The sequence below is a fragment of the Streptomyces sp. NPDC101191 genome (assembly GCF_044767915.1).
Classification (GTDB): domain Bacteria; phylum Actinomycetota; class Actinomycetes; order Streptomycetales; family Streptomycetaceae; genus Streptomyces.
The window spans coordinates 25,959-45,413 of sequence record NZ_JBIWOU010000003.1 but is presented as its reverse complement, the minus strand read 5'-3'; the positions used below and the strand labels follow the sequence as shown (position 1 = coordinate 45,413).

General features: G+C 71.6%; 18 protein-coding genes. 15 read left to right on the top strand and 3 right to left on the bottom strand.

The features are described from left to right. The first annotated feature begins 70 nt into the window (after positions 1 to 70). The 10 genes from ACIRQF_RS13370 (at position 71) to ACIRQF_RS13325 (ending at position 8,032) form a co-directional block, all read left to right on the top strand. Complete coding sequence (locus tag ACIRQF_RS13370) at positions 71 to 1,003, top strand: Rossmann-like and DUF2520 domain-containing protein (protein WP_382477187.1); 933 nt, start codon at positions 71 to 73, stop codon at positions 1,001 to 1,003. After that, entirely contained in the window at positions 1,000 to 2,007 is a 1,008-nt protein-coding gene (gene panC / locus ACIRQF_RS13365) for a pantoate--beta-alanine ligase (RefSeq protein WP_376626561.1), read from the top strand. The genes ACIRQF_RS13370 and panC overlap by 4 nt, the downstream gene beginning before the upstream one ends. Beyond that, positions 2,004 to 3,695, top strand: a complete 1,692-nt coding sequence (locus tag ACIRQF_RS13360) for an L-aspartate oxidase (protein WP_404091886.1) — start codon at positions 2,004 to 2,006, stop codon at positions 3,693 to 3,695. The genes panC and ACIRQF_RS13360 overlap by 4 nt, the downstream gene beginning before the upstream one ends. Continuing rightward, on the top strand, positions 3,692 to 4,711 hold the full coding sequence (gene nadC / locus ACIRQF_RS13355) for a carboxylating nicotinate-nucleotide diphosphorylase (RefSeq protein WP_376626557.1): 1,020 nt from the start codon (positions 3,692 to 3,694) through the stop codon (positions 4,709 to 4,711). The genes ACIRQF_RS13360 and nadC overlap by 4 nt, the downstream gene beginning before the upstream one ends. After that, positions 4,711 to 5,517, top strand: a complete 807-nt coding sequence (locus tag ACIRQF_RS13350) for a type III pantothenate kinase (protein ID WP_376626555.1) — start codon at positions 4,711 to 4,713, stop codon at positions 5,515 to 5,517. Before nadC ends, ACIRQF_RS13350 begins: the two co-directional genes overlap by 1 nt. A gap of 121 nt (positions 5,518 to 5,638) precedes the next feature. Beyond that, the gene (locus ACIRQF_RS13345; RefSeq protein ID WP_382477251.1) at positions 5,639 to 6,247 is read left to right on the top strand and encodes a hypothetical protein; all 609 of its coding nucleotides are present in this window, start codon (positions 5,639 to 5,641) and stop codon (positions 6,245 to 6,247) included. 14 nt (positions 6,248 to 6,261) lie between these two features. After that, entirely contained in the window at positions 6,262 to 6,441 is a 180-nt protein-coding gene (locus ACIRQF_RS13340; protein WP_376626553.1) for a hypothetical protein, read from the top strand. A 123-nt stretch (positions 6,442 to 6,564) separates the two neighbouring features. Continuing rightward, entirely contained in the window at positions 6,565 to 7,008 is a 444-nt protein-coding gene (locus tag ACIRQF_RS13335) for a BlaI/MecI/CopY family transcriptional regulator (protein ID WP_376626551.1), read from the top strand. Between the two features lie 9 nt (positions 7,009 to 7,017). After that, positions 7,018 to 7,539, top strand: coding sequence for an amino-acid N-acetyltransferase (locus ACIRQF_RS13330; RefSeq protein WP_376626549.1), 522 nt, complete (start codon positions 7,018 to 7,020; stop codon positions 7,537 to 7,539). Positions 7,540 to 7,693: 154 nt separating this feature from the next. Then, the gene (locus ACIRQF_RS13325; protein ID WP_365345887.1) at positions 7,694 to 8,032 is read left to right on the top strand and encodes an Lsr2 family protein; all 339 of its coding nucleotides are present in this window, start codon (positions 7,694 to 7,696) and stop codon (positions 8,030 to 8,032) included. Here ACIRQF_RS13325 and ACIRQF_RS13320 read toward each other — a convergent pair. Next, positions 8,011 to 8,655 carry an SCO3374 family protein gene (locus ACIRQF_RS13320; RefSeq protein ID WP_404091880.1) on the bottom strand — a complete coding sequence of 215 codons (645 nt, stop codon included), beginning with the start codon at positions 8,653 to 8,655 and terminating at the stop codon, positions 8,011 to 8,013. The genes ACIRQF_RS13325 and ACIRQF_RS13320 overlap by 22 nt on opposite strands. Before the next feature lie 463 nt (positions 8,656 to 9,118). On the opposite strand from ACIRQF_RS13320, the gene ACIRQF_RS13315 reads away from it, so the two are divergent. Next, complete coding sequence (locus ACIRQF_RS13315; RefSeq protein ID WP_376626545.1) at positions 9,119 to 11,641, top strand: ATP-dependent Clp protease ATP-binding subunit; 2,523 nt, start codon at positions 9,119 to 9,121, stop codon at positions 11,639 to 11,641. 95 nt (positions 11,642 to 11,736) lie between these two features. Here ACIRQF_RS13315 and ACIRQF_RS13310 read toward each other — a convergent pair whose 3' ends face one another. Then, positions 11,737 to 14,670: an NACHT domain-containing protein gene (locus tag ACIRQF_RS13310; protein ID WP_404091877.1), complete on the bottom strand. Its 2,934-nt coding sequence runs from the start codon at positions 14,668 to 14,670 to the stop codon at positions 11,737 to 11,739. Positions 14,671 to 15,154: 484 nt separating this feature from the next. Between ACIRQF_RS13310 and ACIRQF_RS13305 the strand changes: the two genes are divergently transcribed. Continuing rightward, positions 15,155 to 15,850 carry a M23 family metallopeptidase gene (locus tag ACIRQF_RS13305; RefSeq protein WP_382477193.1) on the top strand — a complete coding sequence of 232 codons (696 nt, stop codon included), beginning with the start codon at positions 15,155 to 15,157 and terminating at the stop codon, positions 15,848 to 15,850. Between the two features lie 50 nt (positions 15,851 to 15,900). Here ACIRQF_RS13305 and ACIRQF_RS13300 read toward each other — a convergent pair whose 3' ends face one another. Further along, entirely contained in the window at positions 15,901 to 16,464 is a 564-nt protein-coding gene (locus ACIRQF_RS13300; protein ID WP_376626539.1) for a TetR/AcrR family transcriptional regulator, read from the bottom strand. Between the two features lie 106 nt (positions 16,465 to 16,570). On the opposite strand from ACIRQF_RS13300, the gene ACIRQF_RS13295 reads away from it, so the two are divergent. The 3 genes from ACIRQF_RS13295 to ACIRQF_RS13285 all read left to right on the top strand — a co-directional run bounded on the left by ACIRQF_RS13295 (position 16,571) and on the right by ACIRQF_RS13285 (position 19,244). After that, the gene (locus ACIRQF_RS13295; RefSeq protein WP_382477198.1) at positions 16,571 to 18,151 is read left to right on the top strand and encodes an MDR family MFS transporter; all 1,581 of its coding nucleotides are present in this window, start codon (positions 16,571 to 16,573) and stop codon (positions 18,149 to 18,151) included. Between the two features lie 198 nt (positions 18,152 to 18,349). Continuing rightward, positions 18,350 to 18,763, top strand: a complete 414-nt coding sequence (locus tag ACIRQF_RS13290) for a helix-turn-helix transcriptional regulator (RefSeq protein WP_404092827.1) — start codon at positions 18,350 to 18,352, stop codon at positions 18,761 to 18,763. Positions 18,764 to 18,791: 28 nt separating this feature from the next. Continuing rightward, positions 18,792 to 19,244: a VOC family protein gene (locus ACIRQF_RS13285; RefSeq protein ID WP_404091872.1), complete on the top strand. Its 453-nt coding sequence runs from the start codon at positions 18,792 to 18,794 to the stop codon at positions 19,242 to 19,244. The last annotated feature ends 211 nt before the right edge of the window (positions 19,245 to 19,455 follow it).

Here is a 19,455-nt window from a genome sequence, read left to right as displayed (position 1 = left end):
ACGCTGGCGTAGCATGACCAGAAATCGTCCGGTACCCCCCGAGGACTGGAACGGAAGGCCGACCCGAACAGTGAACGCACCACCAGAACCCCGGCACCCCCAGGCGGACCGCGCCGAGGACCGCCCCGCCCGGCTCACCGTCGGAGTCGTGGGCGCGGGCCGCGTGGGCCCCGCCCTCGCCTCCGCCCTCCAGCTCGCAGGGCACCGCCCGGTCGCCGTCTCGGCGGTCTCCGAGGCCTCACGGCGGCGCGCCGCGGCCCTGCTCCCGGACGTGCCGGTCGTGGAGCCCGCGGGCGTGCTCGCCCTCGCCGACCTGGTCCTGCTCACCGTCCCCGACGACGCCCTGCCCGGCCTCGTCGAGGGCCTCGCCGAGACCGGTGCCGTACGGCCCGGCCAGCTCCTCGTGCACACCTCCGGGCGGTACGGGGTCCAGGTCCTCGACCCGGCCCGCCGGGCCGGCGCCCTGCCGCTGGCCCTGCACCCCGCCATGACCTTCACCGGCACCTCCGTGGACGTCCAGCGGCTCGCCGGCTGCTCCTTCGGGGTCACCGCCCCCGAGGAGCTGCGGCTCGCGGCCGAGGCGCTCGTCATCGAGATGGGCGGCGAGCCCGAGTGGATCGCCGAGGAGAACCGCCCGCTCTATCACGCGGCCCTCGCGCTCGGTGCGAACCACCTGGTCACGCTGGTCGCCCAGGCCATGGAGCTGCTCCGCGCCGCGGGCGTCGCCGCGCCCGACCGGATGCTCGGCCCGCTGCTGGGCGCCGCCCTGGACAACGCGCTGCGGTCCGGCGACTCCGCCCTCACCGGGCCCGTCGCGCGCGGCGACGCGGGCACGGTCGCCGCCCACGTGGCCGAGCTGCACAAGCACGCGCCGGGCACCGTGGCCGGCTATCTCGCGATGGCCCGCGCGACGGCCGACCGGGCCCTCGCGCACGGTCTGCTCAAGCCCGAGCTGGCCGAGGATCTGCTGGGCGTGCTCGCCGAGGGGGACGACCACCGATGACTCTCACGCCGGTTCGCACGGCCGCCGAGCTCCGCGCCCTGCCGGGTGCCGGGCGCCGCGCCGTCGTCATGACCATGGGCGCCCTCCACGAGGGCCACGCCACCCTGGTGCGGGCCGCCCGCGACCGGGTCGGTCCCGACGGCACCGTCGTCGTCACCGTCTTCGTCAACCCGCTGCAGTTCGGCGCGGGCGAGGACCTCGACCGCTACCCGCGCACCCTCGACGCCGATCTGCGGATCGCCGGGGCGGCCGGTGCCGACGCCGTCTTCGCCCCGGCCGTCGACGAGGTCTACCCCGGCGGCGAGCCGCAGGTCCGGATCACCGCGGGGCCCATGGGGGAGCGTCTGGAGGGCGCGTCCCGGCCCGGGCACTTCGACGGGGTGCTCACCGTCGTCGCCAAGCTCCTCCACCTCACCGCGCCCGACCTGGCCTTCTTCGGCCAGAAGGACGCCCAGCAGCTGGCCCTGATCCGCCGCATGGTCCGCGACCTGAACTTCCCGGTCGAGATCGTCGGCGTGCCGACCGTACGCGAGGACGACGGTCTGGCCCTGTCCAGCCGTAACCGCTACCTGTCGGCGGAGGAGCGGACGACCGCCCTCGCGCTGTCCCGCGCGCTGTTCGCCGCCCGTGACCGGCTCGCCGCCCAGGAGGCGCTGCGCGCCCGGGCCGCCGCCCTGCCCGGCGCCCAGGGGCGTTCCGAGGACCGCGCCGAGGCGCTGTCCCGGCTGGGCGAGGCGCGAGCGGCCGCGGACGCCCACGCGGTCGCCCAGGTGGCCGAGGGCGGGGGCGCCGGGGCCGTGCGGTCCGCCGCGCGCGCCGTGCTCGACGACGCGGCGAAGGCGCGGACGCCGCTCACCCTGGACTATCTGGCCCTGGTCGACCCGGCCGACTTCACCGAGGTCGAGGACGACCACGACGGAGAGGCGATCCTCGCCGTCGCCGCGCGGGTGGGGAGCACGCGGCTCATCGACAACCTCCCCCTGACCTTCGGAGCCACGAAGTGACCGGAATACGGCTGCACGCGCCCGCCCCCGGCTGGTCCATCGACGCCGACGTCGTCGTGGTCGGCTCCGGTGTCGCGGGCCTGACCGCGGCGCTGCGCTGCACCGCCGAGGGGCTGCGCACCGTCGTCGTCACCAAGGCACTCCTCGACGCCGGTTCCACCCGCTGGGCCCAGGGCGGCATCGCCGCGGCGCTGGGCGAGGGCGACACCCCCGAGCAGCACCTCGACGACACCCTCGTCGCCGGGGCGGGCCTGTGCGACGAGCGGGCCGTGCACGCGCTCGTCACCGAGGGGCCGGACGCGGTGCGCCGGCTCATCGAGACGGGCGCGTCCTTCGACCTGACCGACGAGGGCGCGATCGCGCTGACCCGCGAGGGCGGCCACCACCGCCGCCGGATCGCGCACGCCGGCGGCGACGCGACCGGCGCCGAGATCTCCCGGGCCCTCGTCGAGGCGATACGCGAGCGGGGCGTGCGCACCATCGAGCACGCGCTCGTGCTCGACCTGCTCAAGGACGCCGAGGGCCGCACGGCGGGCGTGACCCTGCACGTGATGGGCGAGGGGCAGCACGACGGCGTCGGCGCCGTCCACGCCCCCGCCGTGGTGCTGGCCACCGGCGGCATGGGGCAGGTCTTCTCGGCCACCACCAACCCGGCCGTCTCCACCGGTGACGGCGTCGCGCTCGCGCTGCGCGCCGGGGCGGAGGTCTCCGACCTCGAGTTCGTCCAGTTCCACCCGACCGTGCTCTTCCTGGGCGCCGACTCCGAGGGCCAGCAGCCGCTGGTCTCCGAGGCGGTCCGGGGCGAGGGAGCCCACCTGGTCGACGCCGACGGGGTCCGCTTCATGCTGGGACAGCACGAGCTGGCCGAGCTGGCGCCCCGCGACATCGTCGCCAAGGCGATCACGCGCCGCATGCTGGAGCACGGCGCCGAGCACATGTACCTCGACGCGCGTCACTTCGGCGCCGAGATGTGGGAGCAGCGCTTCCCGACGATCCTGGCCGCCTGCCGGGCGCACGGCATCGATCCGGTCACCGAGCCGATCCCGGTGGCCCCGGCCGCCCACTACGCCTCCGGCGGCGTGCGCACCGACCTGCACGGCCGGACGACCGTGCCGGGCCTGTACGCGTGTGGCGAGGTCGCCTGCACCGGCGTGCACGGCGCCAACCGGCTGGCCTCGAACTCGCTCCTGGAGGGCCTGGTCTTCGCCGAGCGGATCGTCGCCGACATCGCGGCGCACGGCCCGCACCGCGAAGGCCTGCCGGACGTCCCGGCCGGGCCCAGGGAGCTTTCGCTGCTCGTCCCGGAGGTCCGGCGGGAGATCCAGCGGATCATGACCGAGGGCGCGGGTGTGCTGCGCTCCGCCGAGAGCCTGGCCGGCGCGGCCGAGGCCCTGGAGCGCCTGCGGCTCGACGCCGAGGAGGACCGCAAGGCGGCCGAGCCGGGCGTCGAGGCCTGGGAGACCGCCAACCTGCTGTGCGTCGCCCGCGTCCTGGTGGCCGCCGCCCGCGCGCGCGAGGAGACCCGCGGCTGCCACTGGCGCGAGGACCGCCCCGACCAGGACGACGGGACCTGGCGCCGCCATCTGGTCGTCCGCCTGTCGTCCGACCGACGCCTGGTGGTGCGGCGCACCACCGGAGCAGACTTTCCGCCCGTAACCCCTGACGCACCCCTGGAGCCGCTGTCGTGAGCACGCCCGAGGAAGCACGTCCGCAGCCCGTGGACGTCCCCCTGATCCAGATCAACGCCGCCCCGGCCGAGTCCGCCGGCGGCTGCGGCGACGGCTGCGGCTGCGGTGAGGCCGAGGAGTTCGAGTGCGGGCTCGACCCGGCGCTCGCCGAGCTGCTCGCCGACGCCGGCCTCGACCCGGTCCAGGTCGAGGACATCGCGCACCTGGCCATCGCCGAGGACCTCGACGGCGGCGTGGACGTGACGACCGTGGCGACCGTCCCCGAGGACGCCGTCGCGACCGGTGACTTCACCGCCCGCGAGGCCGGTGTGGTGGCCGGTCTGCGGGTCGCCGAGGCGGTCCTGTCGATCGTCTGCACCGACGAGTTCGAGGTCGAGCGACACGTCGAGGACGGCGAGCGGGTCGAGGCCGGCGACAAGCTGCTCAGCGTCACCGCCCGCACCCGCGACCTGCTCACCGGCGAGCGCAGCGCCCTGAACATCCTGTGCCGCCTCTCGGGCATCGCGACGGCCACCCGCAAGTGGGCGGACGCCCTGGAGGGCACGAACGCGAAGGTCCGCGACACCCGCAAGACCACCCCGGGCCTGCGCGCGCTGGAGAAGTACGCGGTGCGCTGCGGCGGCGGCGTCAACCACCGCATGTCGCTGTCGGACGCGGCCCTGGTGAAGGACAACCACGTGGTCGCCGCCGGCGGCGTGGCCGAGGCCTTCAAGGCCGTGCGGGAGCTGTTCCCGGAGCTGCCGATCGAGGTCGAGGTCGACACGATGCACCAGGTCCGCGAGGTCTTGGACGCGGGCGCCGACCTGATCCTGCTGGACAACTTCACGCCGATCGAGACCGAGGAGGCGGTCGCCCTGGTCGCCGGACGCGCGGTCCTGGAGTCCTCCGGCCGGCTGACGCTGGAGAACGCGGCGGCGTACGCGGCGACGGGTGTGGACTACCTGGCGGTGGGCGGCCTCACCCACTCGTCCCCGATCCTCGACATCGGGCTCGACCTGCGCGAGGTGCGCTCCTGATGCTGCTCACGATCGACGTCGGCAACACGCAGACGGTACTCGGGCTCTTCGACGGCGACGAGATCGTCGAGCACTGGCGGATCTCCACCGACCCGAGCCGCACCGCCGACGAGTGGGCGGTCCTGCTGCAGGGCCTGATGGGCATGCATCCGCTGCTCGGCGCCGAGCTGGGCAACGGCATCGGAGGGATCGCGATCTGCGCGACGGTCCCCTCGGTTCTCCACGAGCTGCGCGAGGTGACCCGCCGCTACTACGGCGACGTCCCGGCGGTCCTGGTGGAGCCGGGCGTCAAGACGGGCGTCCCGGTCCTCACGGACAACCCCAAGGAGGTCGGCGCCGACCGCATCATCAACGCGGTCGCGGCGGTCGAGCTCTACGGCGGTCCGGCGATCTGCGTCGACTTCGGCACGGCGACGACGTACGACGCGATCACCGCCCGCGGCGAGTACGCGGGCGGTGCGATCGCCCCGGGCATCGAGATCTCGGTCGAGGCGCTCGGCGTGAAGGGCGCGATGCTCCGCAAGATCGAGCTGGCCCGCCCGCGCAGCGTGATCGGCAAGAACACGGTCGAGGCGATGCAGTCCGGCATCGTCTTCGGCTACGCGGGACAGGTGGACGGCGTGGTCGCGCGGATGAAGCGCGAGCTGGTCGGTGCCAACGGGGACCCGTCGGACGTGACGGTGATCGCGACGGGGGGCCTGGCGCCGATGGTGCTCGCCGACTCCAAGGAGATCGACGCGCACGAGCCGTGGCTGACCCTGATCGGCCTGCGCATGGTCTACGAGCGGAACGTCTCCCGCATGTAGGGCCGGGACCGGGGCCGACGCCGTCCGGCCCCGACCCGCCGGGAAGATCGATAAGCGCCAGATTTGTCCGATTAGCGCGTATCGTCGGTCCATGCCCACGCCCTACGGACCCCGTGGCGGCATGGCGTTCAGCGCGGACGAGCTGCGTGTGCTCCGACGCGCCCTCGCCACCGCACTCAACCCTGCCCCCCTTCAGGACGACGACGTCCAGGACTGCCTGCAGCTGGCCGACTCCGTGGACGAGGCGGTACGCGAGGCGGGCCGGGAGCGCGCCTTCCTCCTCGCCGACCTGGCCCGCTACCGCCAGGCCCTCCCCGGCTCCCTGACCGGCTATCTGGCGCTCCTCCGGGACGCGCTGGCCGCCGGGTACGACCCCGGGGCCGACGATCTCGCGGCCCTGCGCGCCCTGCGCTCCCATCCCACGGCCGCCGCGCTCCTGGCCCGCTGCCAGGTCCTGGCGGAGCGATCCGTCCGCGCCCGGCTCGCCCGCGTCGCCCAGGCCCAGGCCCGCACGGCCCCGGTCCGCACGGCGCCCGCCCCGCGCACCCGGCTGCTCGCCCTGCCCGGCGGGCGCGCCGCGGACGACGGGCCCAAGCCCGCGGGGCCCGCGAAGCCCGCCCCCAAGGCGCCCGCGCCCGGCGAGCGCCCGGTGCCCAAGCCGTCCGAGGTGTTCCCGCCACGCCGGCGCCCCGTTCCACCGCCCCCGCCCGAGGAACGTGCGGCCGGATAGCTACTCTGGACGGCATGGACTACGTATCCGCGCTCGTGCCCCCCATCGTGATGGCCGCGTTCTTCATCGCCCTCGTCGTGGTGATCGTGAAGAGCCAGGGCGGACCGAACAAGGCCAAGGAGGACGCGGTCGTAGACGCCGCCCTGGCGCGCGCCGAGTCCGCCCGCCAGCAGAACGGCACCACCGCCCCGTAACGGGCCCGCAAGCCCCGAGGACGTACGACCACGCACCGAGGCCGTACGTCCTTTTTGCTGCCTTCAGGGGCGTTTTCTCCAGGAAAAGGCCCATGTGGGGTGAACGCGCACTAAGGTGGCGCTGTGCCCCGTCAATTGGGAGAGCTGGAAGACGCGGTGATGACCCGCGTCTGGCAATGGAACCGTCCGGTGACCGTCCGGGAAGTCCTGGAGGATCTCCAGCAGGAACGGTCCATCGCCTACACCACCGTCATGACCGTATTGGACAATCTCCATCAGAAGGGCTGGGTCCGCCGGGAAGTCGAAGGCCGCGCCTATCGATATACGGCGGTCTCCACCCGGGCCGCCTACTCGGCCGCGCTCATGAACGAGGCCTGGGCGCAGAGCGACAACCCCGCCGCGGCCCTCGTCGCCTTCTTCGGCATGATGTCGCCCGAACAGCGCGAGGCACTGAACGACGCCGTCCGTGTCGTTCAGCGGGACACCCCGGAAGCCGGCCCCACGAGCCCCGCGGGACCCGCCGAATCCGCCGAGGGCGGCGAGGGTCCCGCAGGTCCCGGGCGATAACGTCCCCCCATGTCATCCCCTTCCGCCAATGCCGTCACCGTGCGCCGGGCCCGCACCTCCGATGTCGCCGCGCTGCGCCGTCTCGTCGACCCCTTCGTGCGCCGCGGCATCCTCCTCGACAAGGCGACGGTCACCCTTTACGAGAGCATCCAGGAGTTCTGGGTCGCCGAGCGTGACGCCGACGCCACGGTGGTCGGCTGCGGCGCCCTGCACGTGATGTGGGAAGACCTCGCCGAAGTGCGCACTCTCGCGGTCGATCCGGAGTTCAAGGGCGCCGGAGTGGGACATCAGGTGCTCGACAAGTTGCTGCACACCGCCCGCTGGCTCGGCGTGCGCAAGGTTTTCTGCCTCACCTTCGAAGTCGACTTCTTCGCGAAGCACGGCTTCGTCGAGATCGGCGAGACTCCGGTCGACGGAGATGTCTACAGCGAGCTCCTGCGTTCCTATGACGAGGGTGTCGCGGAGTTCCTGGGTCTCGAACGAGTGAAGCCGAACACCTTGGGCAACAGCCGGATGCTTCTGCACCTGTGACCGGAGCACGGATGGGCATGGATCGGAGTGCCTATGTCCGAATCGCGCACGTTTCCCGCGTTGCCGAGGTTCTGAACCTCTGCCAGGGGTTTGTGTTTTTCCGGGAAAAGCGGTTTCCTTTCCGCGTACTGCATTTTCGATGAAAGGAAATCCGGTGGCACAGAAGGTTCAGGTCCTTCTTGTCGACGACCTCGACGGTGGCGAGGCGGACGAGACCGTGACATTCGCGCTCGACGGCAAGTCTTACGAGATCGACCTCACCACCGCCAATGCGGACAAGCTCCGTGACCTGCTCGAGCCGTACACCAAGAGTGGTCGTCGTACCGGTGGGCGCAGCGCCGGTGCCCGCGGCAAGGGTCGCGTCGCCGCTGCCGGTGGCAGCCCGGACACCGCGAAGATCCGCGCGTGGGCCAAGGAGAACGGCTACAACGTGAACGACCGTGGCCGCGTTCCCGCGGACATCAAGCAGGCTTACGAGGACGCGAACCGCTGACCGGTCAGCTGCTGAGCGCCCGTCCCCGCCTCCGGCTCCGGCCGGCGGCCACGGGCAGCACTCAGCAGCCGTGCCCGATGGCACTCGGCGGCGGCGACGGACACCAGCCGCGCCAGACAGGGGGCGGCCCCCTCGGCCGCGGCACGCCCCCGCGGCGAGGGCCGCAGGGCCGGCAGCGAGGACTCGACCTCGCGTCCCGGCTCCGGGGCCCTCAGCCACACCGCGGCGCCCGGCGCACCGGAACCGCTCCGACCGGTCGGTCTCCAGCCAGGGGGTACGGGGGCGGTCATCCGGCCGTCGGTGCCCAGCATCCCCAGATCCAGTGAGATCCCGCCCCACTCCAGCCAGTCCAGGAGTCCGGGCAGCTCCTCCGCGCTCCCCGCGGCCACGAGCAGCCGCATCCGCCGCCCCATGAGGGCCACCGGACCGACGGCGGTGCCCATCCGGCGCAGCACGCCCCGGCCGGCCGCCGCGGGCAGCTCCAGAACGTCGAAGCGCAGGCCCGTCACCAGCTGCACCGGGGGCCCGGCCGCGGTCGCCCAGCCGAGCTCGTGCTCGTACCACCGCGCCACCGCCCCGCCGCAGTCGAGCGGCGAGCGGGGGAGGGGGACGGTGAAGGCCATACCGGGGGAACGCCGTCGGGGGCCCACGGGTTACGCGCCCGGTGACGCAGAGTCCTCGGTCCGGAGCGTTCCGTGTCCATGATGGGGGCGTACGGGTGCATTCGAGCGCGCAAGGTTGTTCGCCCGTAGCGGAGGGAACCGGGGTGTGCCGCATGGAGTGTCGGTGCTTACGGGTAAGACATTCCATGTGAGGAGGGGCGTCTCGCGGGCAGAAGCGTCTCACGTTCGCCATCGGCGTACTGGAGGTGCGGGTAACAGCTTGGCCTGCGGGAACATCGTCTCGCACCATCGAGTTGGAGCATTTGTCGGCTGTTCGGCAGCAGGTCTCCCCAAGAAGTAAGGGGGTGATCCGGACGGATGTCGGCAGTTGGAATGAGCGGTCCCCGCTTGCGGGACTAAGCTGCGGAAGGACAGGGAGGGGATCGACCCCTAACTGACTGACCGCTCTGAGGAGCGATTAACGATGTTCGAGAGGTTCACCGACCGCGCGCGGCGGGTTGTCGTCCTGGCTCAGGAAGAAGCCCGGATGCTCAACCACAACTACATCGGCACCGAGCACATCCTCCTGGGCCTTATCCACGAGGGTGAGGGTGTCGCCGCTAAGGCCCTGGAGAGCCTCGGGATTTCGCTCGAGGCGGTCCGCCAGCAGGTGGAGGAGATCATCGGTCAGGGCCAGCAGGCCCCGTCCGGGCACATCCCCTTCACCCCTCGTGCCAAGAAGGTCCTGGAGCTGTCGCTCCGGGAGGCCCTCCAGCTCGGCCACAACTACATCGGCACCGAGCACATCCTGCTCGGCCTGATCCGCGAGGGCGAGGGCGTCGCCGCCCAGGTCCTCGTGAAGCTGGGCGCCGATCTCAACCGGGTGCGGCAGCAGGTCATCCAGCTGCTCTCCGGCTACCAGGGCAAGGAAGCCGCCACCGCCGGCGGTCCTGCCGAGGGCACCCCCTCGACGTCCCTGGTCCTCGACCAGTTCGGCCGCAACCTCACCCAGGCGGCCCGCGAGTCCAAGCTCGACCCGGTCATCGGGCGCGAGAAGGAGATCGAGCGGGTCATGCAGGTGCTGTCCCGCCGCACGAAGAACAACCCGGTCCTCATCGGCGAGCCCGGCGTCGGCAAGACGGCGGTCGTCGAGGGCCTGGCCCAGGCCATCGTCAAGGGCGAGGTGCCCGAAACCCTCAAGGACAAGCACCTCTACACCCTGGACCTCGGCGCGCTGGTCGCCGGCTCCCGCTACCGCGGTGACTTCGAGGAGCGCCTGAAGAAGGTCCTCAAGGAGATCCGCACCCGCGGCGACATCATCCTGTTCATCGACGAGCTCCACACCCTGGTGGGTGCGGGCGCCGCCGAGGGCGCGATCGACGCCGCGAGCATCCTCAAGCCGATGCTGGCCCGCGGTGAGCTCCAGACCATCGGTGCCACCACGCTCGACGAGTACCGGAAGTACCTGGAGAAGGACGCCGCGCTGGAGCGCCGCTTCCAGCCCATCCAGGTCGCCGAGCCGTCGCTGCCGCACACGATCGAGATCCTCAAGGGTCTGCGCGACCGGTACGAGGCCCACCACCGGGTCTCCATCACGGACGAGGCCCTCGTCCAGGCCGCGACCCTGGCCGACCGCTACATCTCGGACCGCTTCCTCCCGGACAAGGCGATCGACCTGATCGACGAGGCCGGCTCCCGGATGCGCATCCGCCGGATGACCGCGCCGCCGGACCTCCGCGAGTTCGACGAGAAGATCGCCGCCGTCCGCCGGGACAAGGAGTCCGCGATCGACTCGCAGGACTTCGAGAAGGCCGCCTCCCTGCGCGACAAGGAGAAGCAGCTCCTCGCCGCGAAGACCAAGCGGGAGAAGGAGTGGAAGGCCGGCGACATGGACGTCGTCGCCGAGGTCGACGGCGAGCTGATCGCCGAGGTCCTCGCGACCGCCACCGGCATCCCGGTCTTCAAGCTGACCGAGGAGGAGTCCTCGCGTCTGCTCCGCATGGAGGACGAGCTCCACAAGCGCGTCATCGGTCAGAAGGACGCCGTCATCGGCCTCTCGCGCGCCATCCGGCGTACGCGAGCCGGCCTGAAGGACCCGAAGCGCCCCGGCGGTTCGTTCATCTTCGCCGGCCCGTCCGGTGTCGGTAAGACGGAGCTGTCCAAGGCGCTCGCCGAATTCCTCTTCGGCGACGAGGACGCGATGATCTCCCTCGACATGTCGGAGTTCAGCGAGAAGCACACCGTCTCGCGTCTGTTCGGTTCTCCGCCCGGATACGTCGGCTACGAAGAGGGCGGTCAGCTCACCGAGAAGGTGCGCCGCAAGCCGTTCTCCGTGGTCCTCTTCGACGAGGTCGAGAAGGCCCACCCCGATATCTTCAATTCCCTTCTCCAGATCCTGGAGGACGGTCGCCTGACCGACTCCCAGGGCCGGGTCGTGGACTTCAAGAACACGGTCATCATCATGACGACCAACCTCGGGACCAGGGACATCTCGAAGGGCTTCAACCTCGGCTTCGCGGCCCAGGGCGACACGAAGTCCAACTACGAGCGGATGAAGGCGAAGGTCAGCGACGAGCTGAAGCAGCACTTCCGCCCGGAGTTCCTCAACCGTGTGGACGACATCATCGTCTTCCCGCAGCTGACCCAGGACGACATCCTCCAGATCGTCGACCTCATGATCAGCCGCGTCGACGAGCGCCTGAAGGACCGGGACATGGGCATCGAGCTCTCCCAGTCCGCGAAGGAGCTCCTCGCGAAGAAGGGCTACGACCCGGTCATGGGCGCCCGGCCGCTGCGCCGGACGATCCAGCGCGAGGTCGAGGACACCCTCTCCGAGAAGATCCTCTTCGGCGAGCTGCGCCCCGGCCACATCGTGGTCGTGGACACCGAGGGCGAGGGCGAGAACCGCACGTTCACCTTCCGCGGCGAGGAGAAGTCGGCTCTGCCGGACGTCCCTCCGGTGGAGGCGGCGGGCGGGGCGGGCCCGAACCTGTCCAAGGACGCGTGACGCCGCGCTGAGCGGCTGAGCTGTCGAAAGGGGCGGCCCCGGAACCCGAGGGTTCCGGGGCCGCCCCTTTTCCGTCTGCCCGAGGCCGGGCGCCGTCAGGCGGTGACGACCTCGGTCCCGCCCGTTTCGCCGACGACTTCGAGCCGCTCCAGAGAGGGACAGCTCCGTTCCAGCCGCCCGAGCTCCGGTTCGCCGACGCACTCCAGCCGCAGCGTCCGCACCCCTTCCAGGACGACGTCCCGGGGGAACGACGGGAGATGGTCCTCCGCGACGGCGAGGGTGCGCAGGGCCGGGAGGCCGGCGAGCGCGCGCCAGGCGTCGGGGGAGAAGTCGGCCGGCTGCACGTCCCACAGGTTCAGCGACGACAGGGTCGTGAGCCGGGCCAGTCCCGCGAGTCCGTCGGCCGGCAAGGTGTCCGGCAGGTCGAGGTGGCCGAGAGGGGCCCGCTCGGGCAGGTCGTCCGTGGACCAGACGGCGTCGTAGCGCAGCCGCAGGGTGAGCGCCCGCACGCGCGTCGCGTGCCGCAGGGCCGACAGGTCGGGCCGCTGTCCGTCGCGCCGAAGGGTGAGGGACCAGGGGTCGCACGTGTGGAGGAGCCGGGCGAGGGCGTCCGCCGGGAGCTTCGCGTCGACTTCGAGCCGGGAACGACCCAGCCCCAGCCGGATCAGCTCGTCGACGTGCTCGGGGCTCGCGACGTAGTAGCGGAGCCCGCTCGGATCGAGCCGCGAGACGACCTCCTCCGCGTACGTGCGGGCCTCGAAATTGGACCAGGCGTAGCTCAGCTGGGACCGGACCCGCAGGGCCGGATGCCCGGCGAAGCGCGCCAGATAGGGGAGGGCGGCGTCGCCTCGGATGTGGCAGGCCGTGATCACCGAGTGGTACGCGTCCACGTCGTCCAGTTCCTCCGGCCCGCCGAGCAGCCGCAGGACCGCCGGACCGACCTTCGCCAGCAGACGCGCCTCGTCGATCGAGCGGGGCGGGATCGCCGCGGCGGTGCGGGTCAGGATCTCCTGGCGCACGCCGGGGGAGACCTCCGTGGCGTCCTCGAGGGCGGTCGCCGCGAGGACCAGGACGCGCAGTTGCGTCTCGCGGTCCTCGGCGGCGTCGGCGACGGTGAGCAGTTCGCCCAGGATGTCGGCGCACTCCCGGGGGCGGGCGTGGCCGACCGCCATGCGGATGACGTCCTCCCACTGGTCGTCGGAGGCATGCGCGGCGAGGACGCCGATGTCCCACTGCTCGACCAGGGCCTTGGCGGCCAGATAGTCCTGGAAGGTGCGGTGGACGAAGTCGACGGCGTCCGCGGTCGGCTCGCGGAGGAGGCCGCTGCGCTGCAGGAGGTGGGTGAAGACCGCGGCGGGGTCGTGTGCCGAGGCCTCCTGGACGGCGGGGACGGCCGACCGGACAACCGATTCGGCGTGGGTGCGGTCCATCTGGGTGCGCCCGTTGAGCGTGAGCCAGTAGGCGAGCCGCTGGACCAGCTGGATCTGCGGTGCCTCGCTCAGCGCGATCCCCGACGGGGTGCCCATGTCCCGCTCCCGGTCGCGGCGGCTGAGCAGCATCGACAGGGCCGCTTCGTAGAGCGCCATCCGGCCCCGGGGCAGAAAGCCCCGCCGGTCGCGGTGGAGGGCGCAGATGAGACCGCACATCAGGGGGTTCGTGGCGAGCCGGGCGACGCCCTCGGTGGTGCGCAGGGCGTCGAGCAGCGGTGACTCGTAGGGCGCGGCGTCCGGTCCCGCGGCCCGGTGCCAGCGCCGTACGAAGGTGGCGACCTCGGCGCCGGACATGGCGGAGAGGGTGAGCTCGGTGAAGCCGTCGGAGGCCAGCCAGTCGTCGCCCACGGCCGTGGGGCGCGAGGTCACCAGCCAGCGGTTGCCGTCGCCGTAGGCGGCGAGCAGGTCGCGCAGCCACCTGCGGGCCCGGCCGCGCTCGGCCTCGGGGATCTCGTCGATGCCGTCGACGAGCACCAGACCGCGTCCGGCGGCCAGGACCCGGTCGGCCCAGCCCTCCGGTGCGGTGAGGGGGCAGCCGGCGGCGGAGAGGAAGTCCGCGGCGGCCGGGAGCCGCTCACCGTGCCGGGTGAGGGTGCGCAGGGGGAGGACGAAGGGGATGCGGCCGTGGAGGTAGTCCATGCCTTCGGTGCGCCCGTGGGCCGCCGCCGCGAGGGTCAGCCACTGCACCAGGGTCGTCTTGCCGGAGCCGGCCAGGCCCCGCAGGAGGATCCGGTCGTGCCGGGCGAGCGCGAGGTCGGCGCGTACGGTGTCCCGCTGCCGGGCGAGGAGGTACCCGTCCTCGTCGAGCGTCCCCACGCCGCCGTCCGCTCCCGTCGCCTCCAGCGACAGATACGCCGCGTCCAGCGGCCACTCGTCCGGCGAATGGCGCAGGTCGAGGCCGTAGATGGTGAGGCGGCCGTGCCTCCTGGCCAGGTGGGCGAGGTAGCGGCGCTCGAAGTCGGCGTCCCGGACGTCCGGGTGGGGGACGCGGGAGAGGAGGGTGTCGGCCTTCGCGTGCAGGTCGGCCTGGCCGCGGGCCTGCTCGACGAGCGTGCGGGCCACGAAGGTGGAGCGCTGGGTGAAGAACTCCAGGATGTGGCGGCAGGCCGCTTGCGTGACCGTGTCCAGGAAGAGGACGGACGGCGTGGCCAGGCCGTCCGGGGGCGGGGCGCAGGCGCGCAGGCGGCGGGCCAGGGCCTGGTGGCCGAGCGCCACGGCCTGGACGTCGTCCATGTCGAGGTCGCCGAGGGCGAGGAGGGTGGCCGCCAGGGCGTCCGTGACGGCCTCGGTCTCGTCCGTGGGGAAGGGGGGCTCGCCCGGGCCCGTGGCCGCCCGCTCGACGAGCGTGCCGGCGAGGCGGCGGACGTCCTTCTCCGTCAGGGTGCGCCTCTCGCCGCGGAAGGAGACGAGGCCGGAGAGGCGGACGCGGCGGGCCGAGCCGGTGAGCCCCGCCCCCGGCCCCTCGCTGACCAGGAGTTTCTTCAGAAGAGGTGTGATCGCGCTGCCCGCGAGGCGGGCGCCGATGAGTGCCGGATCCATAGGTGTCCCCCCGCTGTCCCCGCGTGTGTCCCCGAAGGCGTCAGCGTAGTGCGGGAAGCCCTTCCCACGGCCCGGACGCGTGACCCAGGTCGCAATGACGGGGGCGCCGTGGTGACAAGGCGCACAGGGGTTTCGGAGGGTACTAGCCGGAATAGTGGTGGGATTCGGTCCGGATCGGGACGTTTGGGACTGAACCTTCGGGACTTCGGTCCCGGATGGGGGCGAAGGGGGTGAGGGCCTGCCTTTCGGGCGCTCCGGCGGGCTCGCGACATGGGATTAAACAGGTCGATGCGGGTTGCTTTGTCCGATTTCGCAGGAACCCGTGAGGGTCGTCAAGAGTCGAACATCCCCGGAGATCGCTACGACGTGATGTCGTAGATGGGGTGTTTTGGCCGGGATGGGGGTCCGGGTTACCAAGGATGAGCAAGCCCGGCGTTCACCGATCTGGCGCCGGGTCCCGTTCTGTCCGGAGGTTCTCCCCCGTATGTCGAAGCGCGTCATGAAGCCCAGCATCCGTACCACCGCCGTCGCCCTCGCCGCCGCGGGTCTGGGAGCGTCGCTGGTGGCCGGTGCCGGCTCCGCGTTCGCCGCCGAGGGCACGGCCGCCGTCGCGAACACGAAGACCGCGGCCGCCGCCCTGGCCCACCAGGCCACCGTCCAGGCCCAGGTCGCCTCGCAGGCCGCCGCCCAGGCCAAGGCCGCGCAGGTGAAGGCCGCCGCCGCCAAGGCGAAGGCCAAGCCCGTCGCCGCCAAGAAGGCCGCGTCCTGGGTCAAGCCCGTCAGCGCCTACGCCCTGAGCGCCAGCTTCAACCAGGGTGGTGCCATGTGGGCCCACAAGCACTCCGGCCAGGACTTCGCCGTCCCGGTCGGCACCCCGGTCAAGGCGGCCGCCTCCGGCACCGTCGTGAAGGCCGGCCCGTACGGCGGCGGTGACGGCCCCGCGTACGGCAACGCCATCGTGATCAAGCACGCCAACGGCAAGTACTCCCAGTACGCCCACCTCTCGAAGATCAAGGTCAACATCGGCCAGAAGGTCTCCGTCGGCCAGCAGATCGCCCTGTCGGGCAACACCGGCAACTCCTCCGGCCCGCACCTTCACTTCGAGATCCGCACCACCCCGAACTACGGCTCCGCCCTGAACCCGGTCACCTTCCTGGCGTCGCACGGCGTGCACATCTGACCCACTCGGTCCGGCGGCCCCGGTGGGCTCGACCGATGTCCGACCGGGACCTAGTGGCCCCGGTGGGCCTGACCGATCAGATCGAGGGCGACCTCGAGGACGGCTTCCTGCTTCTCCTCGGGGTCGCCCTCGACGTGGTGCATGAAGAAGGCGCCGGCGTGCAGCGTGAAGATCGCGCTGACCGAGCGGACCTTGTCCGTCATGGCGAAACCGGGGTCCTGGAGCAGGCCCGTCAGCGCGATCATGCGCTGCTTGAAGGTGAGGCCGATGCTCAGCTTGCCGACGGCGGCCTGGTTCTCCTGCATGAAGCGGAAGAGCGGGGACGCGGCGAGCAGCGCCTGCTGGTAGCGGCGGAGGATCTCCTGCCGGGTCTCCAGGGTGGCCGGCTGCTCGCCGGCCCACTCGATCAGCTCGTCCATGGGCCGGGTGAGGTCCTCGAAGATGCTGACGAGGATGTCTTCCTTCGTCTTGAAGTGGTAGTAGAGCGCGGCTTTGGTGACGTCGAGGCGTTCGGCGATCTCGCGCAGGGAGGTCGTCTCGTACCCCTGCTCCGCGAAGAGTTCGAGGGCAACGTCCTGGATGCGCTGACGGGTGTTGCCTCGGGCCTGGGCCATGGTCGCTCGCTTCCACCAAACTTACTTGACGCCCGGCTAGTTACCGGTCTACTTTCCCCAGTGTAGTAACTAGCCGGGCGGCAAGTAAGGAAGTGACGGGGACAACATGGCGACGACCGCAAAAGACACCACAGCAGCAGAGGAGACGGTCGACCAGCCGCGCAGCGTCCGCGTCGTCCTCCTCGCCCTCATGATCGCGATGCTGCTCGCGATGCTGGACAACATGATCATCGGCACCGCGATGCCGACGATCGTCGGCGAGCTCGGCGGCCTGGAGCACCTCTCCTGGGTCGTCACCGCCTACACCCTGGCCACCGCCGCCTCCACCCCGATCTGGGGCAAGCTCGGCGACATGTTCGGCCGGAAGAGCGTCTTCCTGACGTCCATCGTGATCTTCCTGATCGGCTCGGCGCTCAGCGGCATGGCCCAGGACATGGGTCAGCTCATCGGCTTCCGTGCCGTGCAGGGCCTCGGCGCCGGCGGTCTGATGGTCGGCGTCATGGCGATCATCGGCGACCTGATCCCGCCCCGGGACCGCGGCAAGTACCAGGGCATGATGGCCGGCATCATGGCGCTCGCCATGATCGGCGGACCGCTGGTCGGCGGCACCATCACCGACCACTGGGGCTGGCGCTGGTCCTTCTACATCAACCTGCCGCTCGGCGCCGTCGCCCTCGCGATGCTCGCCACCGTGCTGCACCTGCCGCGCAAGCAGCGGGCCGCCGGCACCCGGATCGACTTCGGGGGCGCCGCCCTGCTGACGGTCGGCATCACCGCGATCGTCCTCGTCACCACCTGGGGCGGCAGCGAGTACGCCTGGGGCTCGGCCACCATCGTCGGCCTCGCGATCGGCGGCGTCGCGGCCCTCGCGGCCTTCCTCTTCGTCGAGACGCGGGCGAGCGACCCGATCATGCCGCTGCACATCTTCCGCAGCCGCAACTTCACCCTGATGTCCGTGATCGGCTTCCTCACCGGCTTCGTGATGTTCGGCGCGGTGCTCTTCCTGCCGCTGTTCCAGCAGTCCGTGCAGGGCGCCTCGGCGACCAACTCCGGCCTGCTGCTCCTGCCGATGCTGATGTCGATGATGGTGGTCTCGATGATCGCCGGCCGCGTCACCACCACCAGCGGCAAGTACAAGATCTTCCCGATCATCGGCGGCGCGTTCATGGTCGTCGGCCTGTACCTGCTCTCCACCATGGACACCGACACCACGCGGTTCGTCTCGGGCGTCTACATGGCGCTGCTCGGTGCCGGCATGGGCTTCCTGATGCAGATCACGATGCTCGTCGCGCAGAACAGCGTGGACATGAAGGACATGGGCGTCGCCTCCTCGTCGACCACCCTCTTCCGGACCCTCGGCTCCTCCTTCGGCGTCGCGATCATGGGCGCGCTGTTCAACCACCAGGTCCAGAGCGAGATGGCCGCCAGCGGAGGCGGCGCCGCGACCGCCCGCTCGGCGCAGCTCGACGCCGCGAGCCTCGCCAAGCTGCCGGCCGCGCTCCGCGAGGCCTACCAGCACGCGGTCGCCTCCGGCACCCACTCGGCCTTCCTGGTCGGCTCGGTCGTCGCCGTCCTCGGCTTCGTCCTCGCCTTCTTCGTGAAGGAGGTGGCGCTGCGCGGGACCGGTCTTCCGAAGAAGGAGGCCGGTGACACCGACGGCGCCGTGAAGGTCGCCGAGACCGTCTGACCTCGCCTGCCGATCGGCCCCGCGGCCCCGCCGTCCCTGTGGACGACGGGGCCGTCGCCGTACGGACGTCGGCTGTGGCCCAGGGAGACGGCGGGGCCGTTGTCAGTGCGCCGTGCGAGGCTTTCGTCCGTGGAGACCAACACGCCCACGGGTGCGCGGCTGGCCCTGCTCCGCCGGCTGCGCCTCGCCAAGGACGCGATGGACCGCGACTGGGCCGAGCCGCTCGACCTGGACGCGGTGGCCGCCCATGCCGGCTATTCGCGGTTCCACTTCGTCCGCGCCTTCAAGGCGGCCTACGGCGAGACCCCAGGGCAGTATCTGTCGCGCCGCCGCATCGAGCGGGCCCAGGAGATGCTGCGCACCGCCGACCTGACCGTCACCGAGATCTGCGCCCTGGTCGGCTTCAGCAGCCTCGGCACCTTCTCCACCCGCTTCAAGCGCCGGAGCGGGCTGAGCCCCAGCGAGTACCGCGCCCGGCACGTCGGCCGCGGGGCCGCACTCATACCCGGCTGCTTCGCCCTGTTGTACGCGGGCGGGTTCCCGGGCCGGGAGCAGCGCGGGCCGGCGGATGCGCACGGTCCCGTGGAGCAGCGCAATTCCGGAGAAGCCTGACGCGAGGACGCCCGCCTACGGTGGACGCATGATCAAGGGACTGGGCATCACCACCGTCTGGACGCTCGACCAGGAGCGCACCAAAAGGTTCTTCACCGAGAAGCTGGGCTTCGAGGTGCGCAGTGACCTCTCCATGGGGTCGATGCGCTGGATCACCGTCGGCGCCGAGGAGCAGCCCGACGTCGAGCTCGCGCTGATGAGCCCGGACGGCCCGGCCATGGACGAGGAGTCCGCGACCGCCCTCAAGACGCTGGTCAGCAAGGGCGTTCTGGGCGCCGGGGCGTTCCGCACCGACGACTGCCGGGGGGACTACGAGACGTTCAGGGCGAGGGGGGTGGAGTTCCTCCAGGAGCCGCAGGAGCGCCCGTACGGGATCGAGGCGATCTTCCGCGACGACAACGGCAACTGGTACTCGCTGACCCAGCGCAACGAGGAGCTGGACTTCTCGAAGGACTTCGGCACGCCGCCCGAAAAGCGGTGACCGGGGCAGGTCGATGACCGATGCCCGACCGGCCCGAACGGTTCGACCGACGTCCGGACGACGCCCGACCGGCCCGAGCGAACGGAGCCCGACCGGCCCGAACGGCTCGAACGACGCCCGACCGGCCCGAACGGTTCGACCGACGTCCGGACGACGCCCGACCGGCCCGAGCGAACGGAGCCCGACCGGCCCGAACGGCTCGAACGACGCC

Excerpts from the sequence above, each read along its gene's own strand:
- panC (WP_376626561.1), top strand. The coding sequence starts at position 1,000 with ATGACTCTCACGCCGGTTCGCACGGCCGCCGAGCTCCGCGCCCTGCCG.
- ACIRQF_RS13350 (WP_376626555.1), top strand. The coding sequence starts at position 4,711 with ATGCTGCTCACGATCGACGTCGGCAACACGCAGACGGTACTCGGGCTC.
- ACIRQF_RS13345 (WP_382477251.1), top strand. The coding sequence starts at position 5,639 with ATGGCGTTCAGCGCGGACGAGCTGCGTGTGCTCCGACGCGCCCTCGCC.
- ACIRQF_RS13340 (WP_376626553.1), top strand. The coding sequence starts at position 6,262 with ATGGACTACGTATCCGCGCTCGTGCCCCCCATCGTGATGGCCGCGTTC.
- ACIRQF_RS13330 (WP_376626549.1), top strand. The coding sequence starts at position 7,018 with ATGTCATCCCCTTCCGCCAATGCCGTCACCGTGCGCCGGGCCCGCACC.
- ACIRQF_RS13320 (WP_404091880.1), bottom strand. The coding sequence starts at position 8,655 with ATGGCCTTCACCGTCCCCCTCCCCCGCTCGCCGCTCGACTGCGGCGGG.
- ACIRQF_RS13315 (WP_376626545.1), top strand. The coding sequence starts at position 9,119 with ATGTTCGAGAGGTTCACCGACCGCGCGCGGCGGGTTGTCGTCCTGGCT.
- ACIRQF_RS13310 (WP_404091877.1), bottom strand. The coding sequence starts at position 14,670 with ATGGATCCGGCACTCATCGGCGCCCGCCTCGCGGGCAGCGCGATCACA.
- ACIRQF_RS13305 (WP_382477193.1), top strand. The coding sequence starts at position 15,155 with ATGTCGAAGCGCGTCATGAAGCCCAGCATCCGTACCACCGCCGTCGCC.
- ACIRQF_RS13300 (WP_376626539.1), bottom strand. The coding sequence starts at position 16,464 with ATGGCCCAGGCCCGAGGCAACACCCGTCAGCGCATCCAGGACGTTGCC.
- ACIRQF_RS13295 (WP_382477198.1), top strand. The coding sequence starts at position 16,571 with ATGGCGACGACCGCAAAAGACACCACAGCAGCAGAGGAGACGGTCGAC.
- ACIRQF_RS13290 (WP_404092827.1), top strand. The coding sequence starts at position 18,350 with ATGGACCGCGACTGGGCCGAGCCGCTCGACCTGGACGCGGTGGCCGCC.
- ACIRQF_RS13285 (WP_404091872.1), top strand. The coding sequence starts at position 18,792 with ATGATCAAGGGACTGGGCATCACCACCGTCTGGACGCTCGACCAGGAG.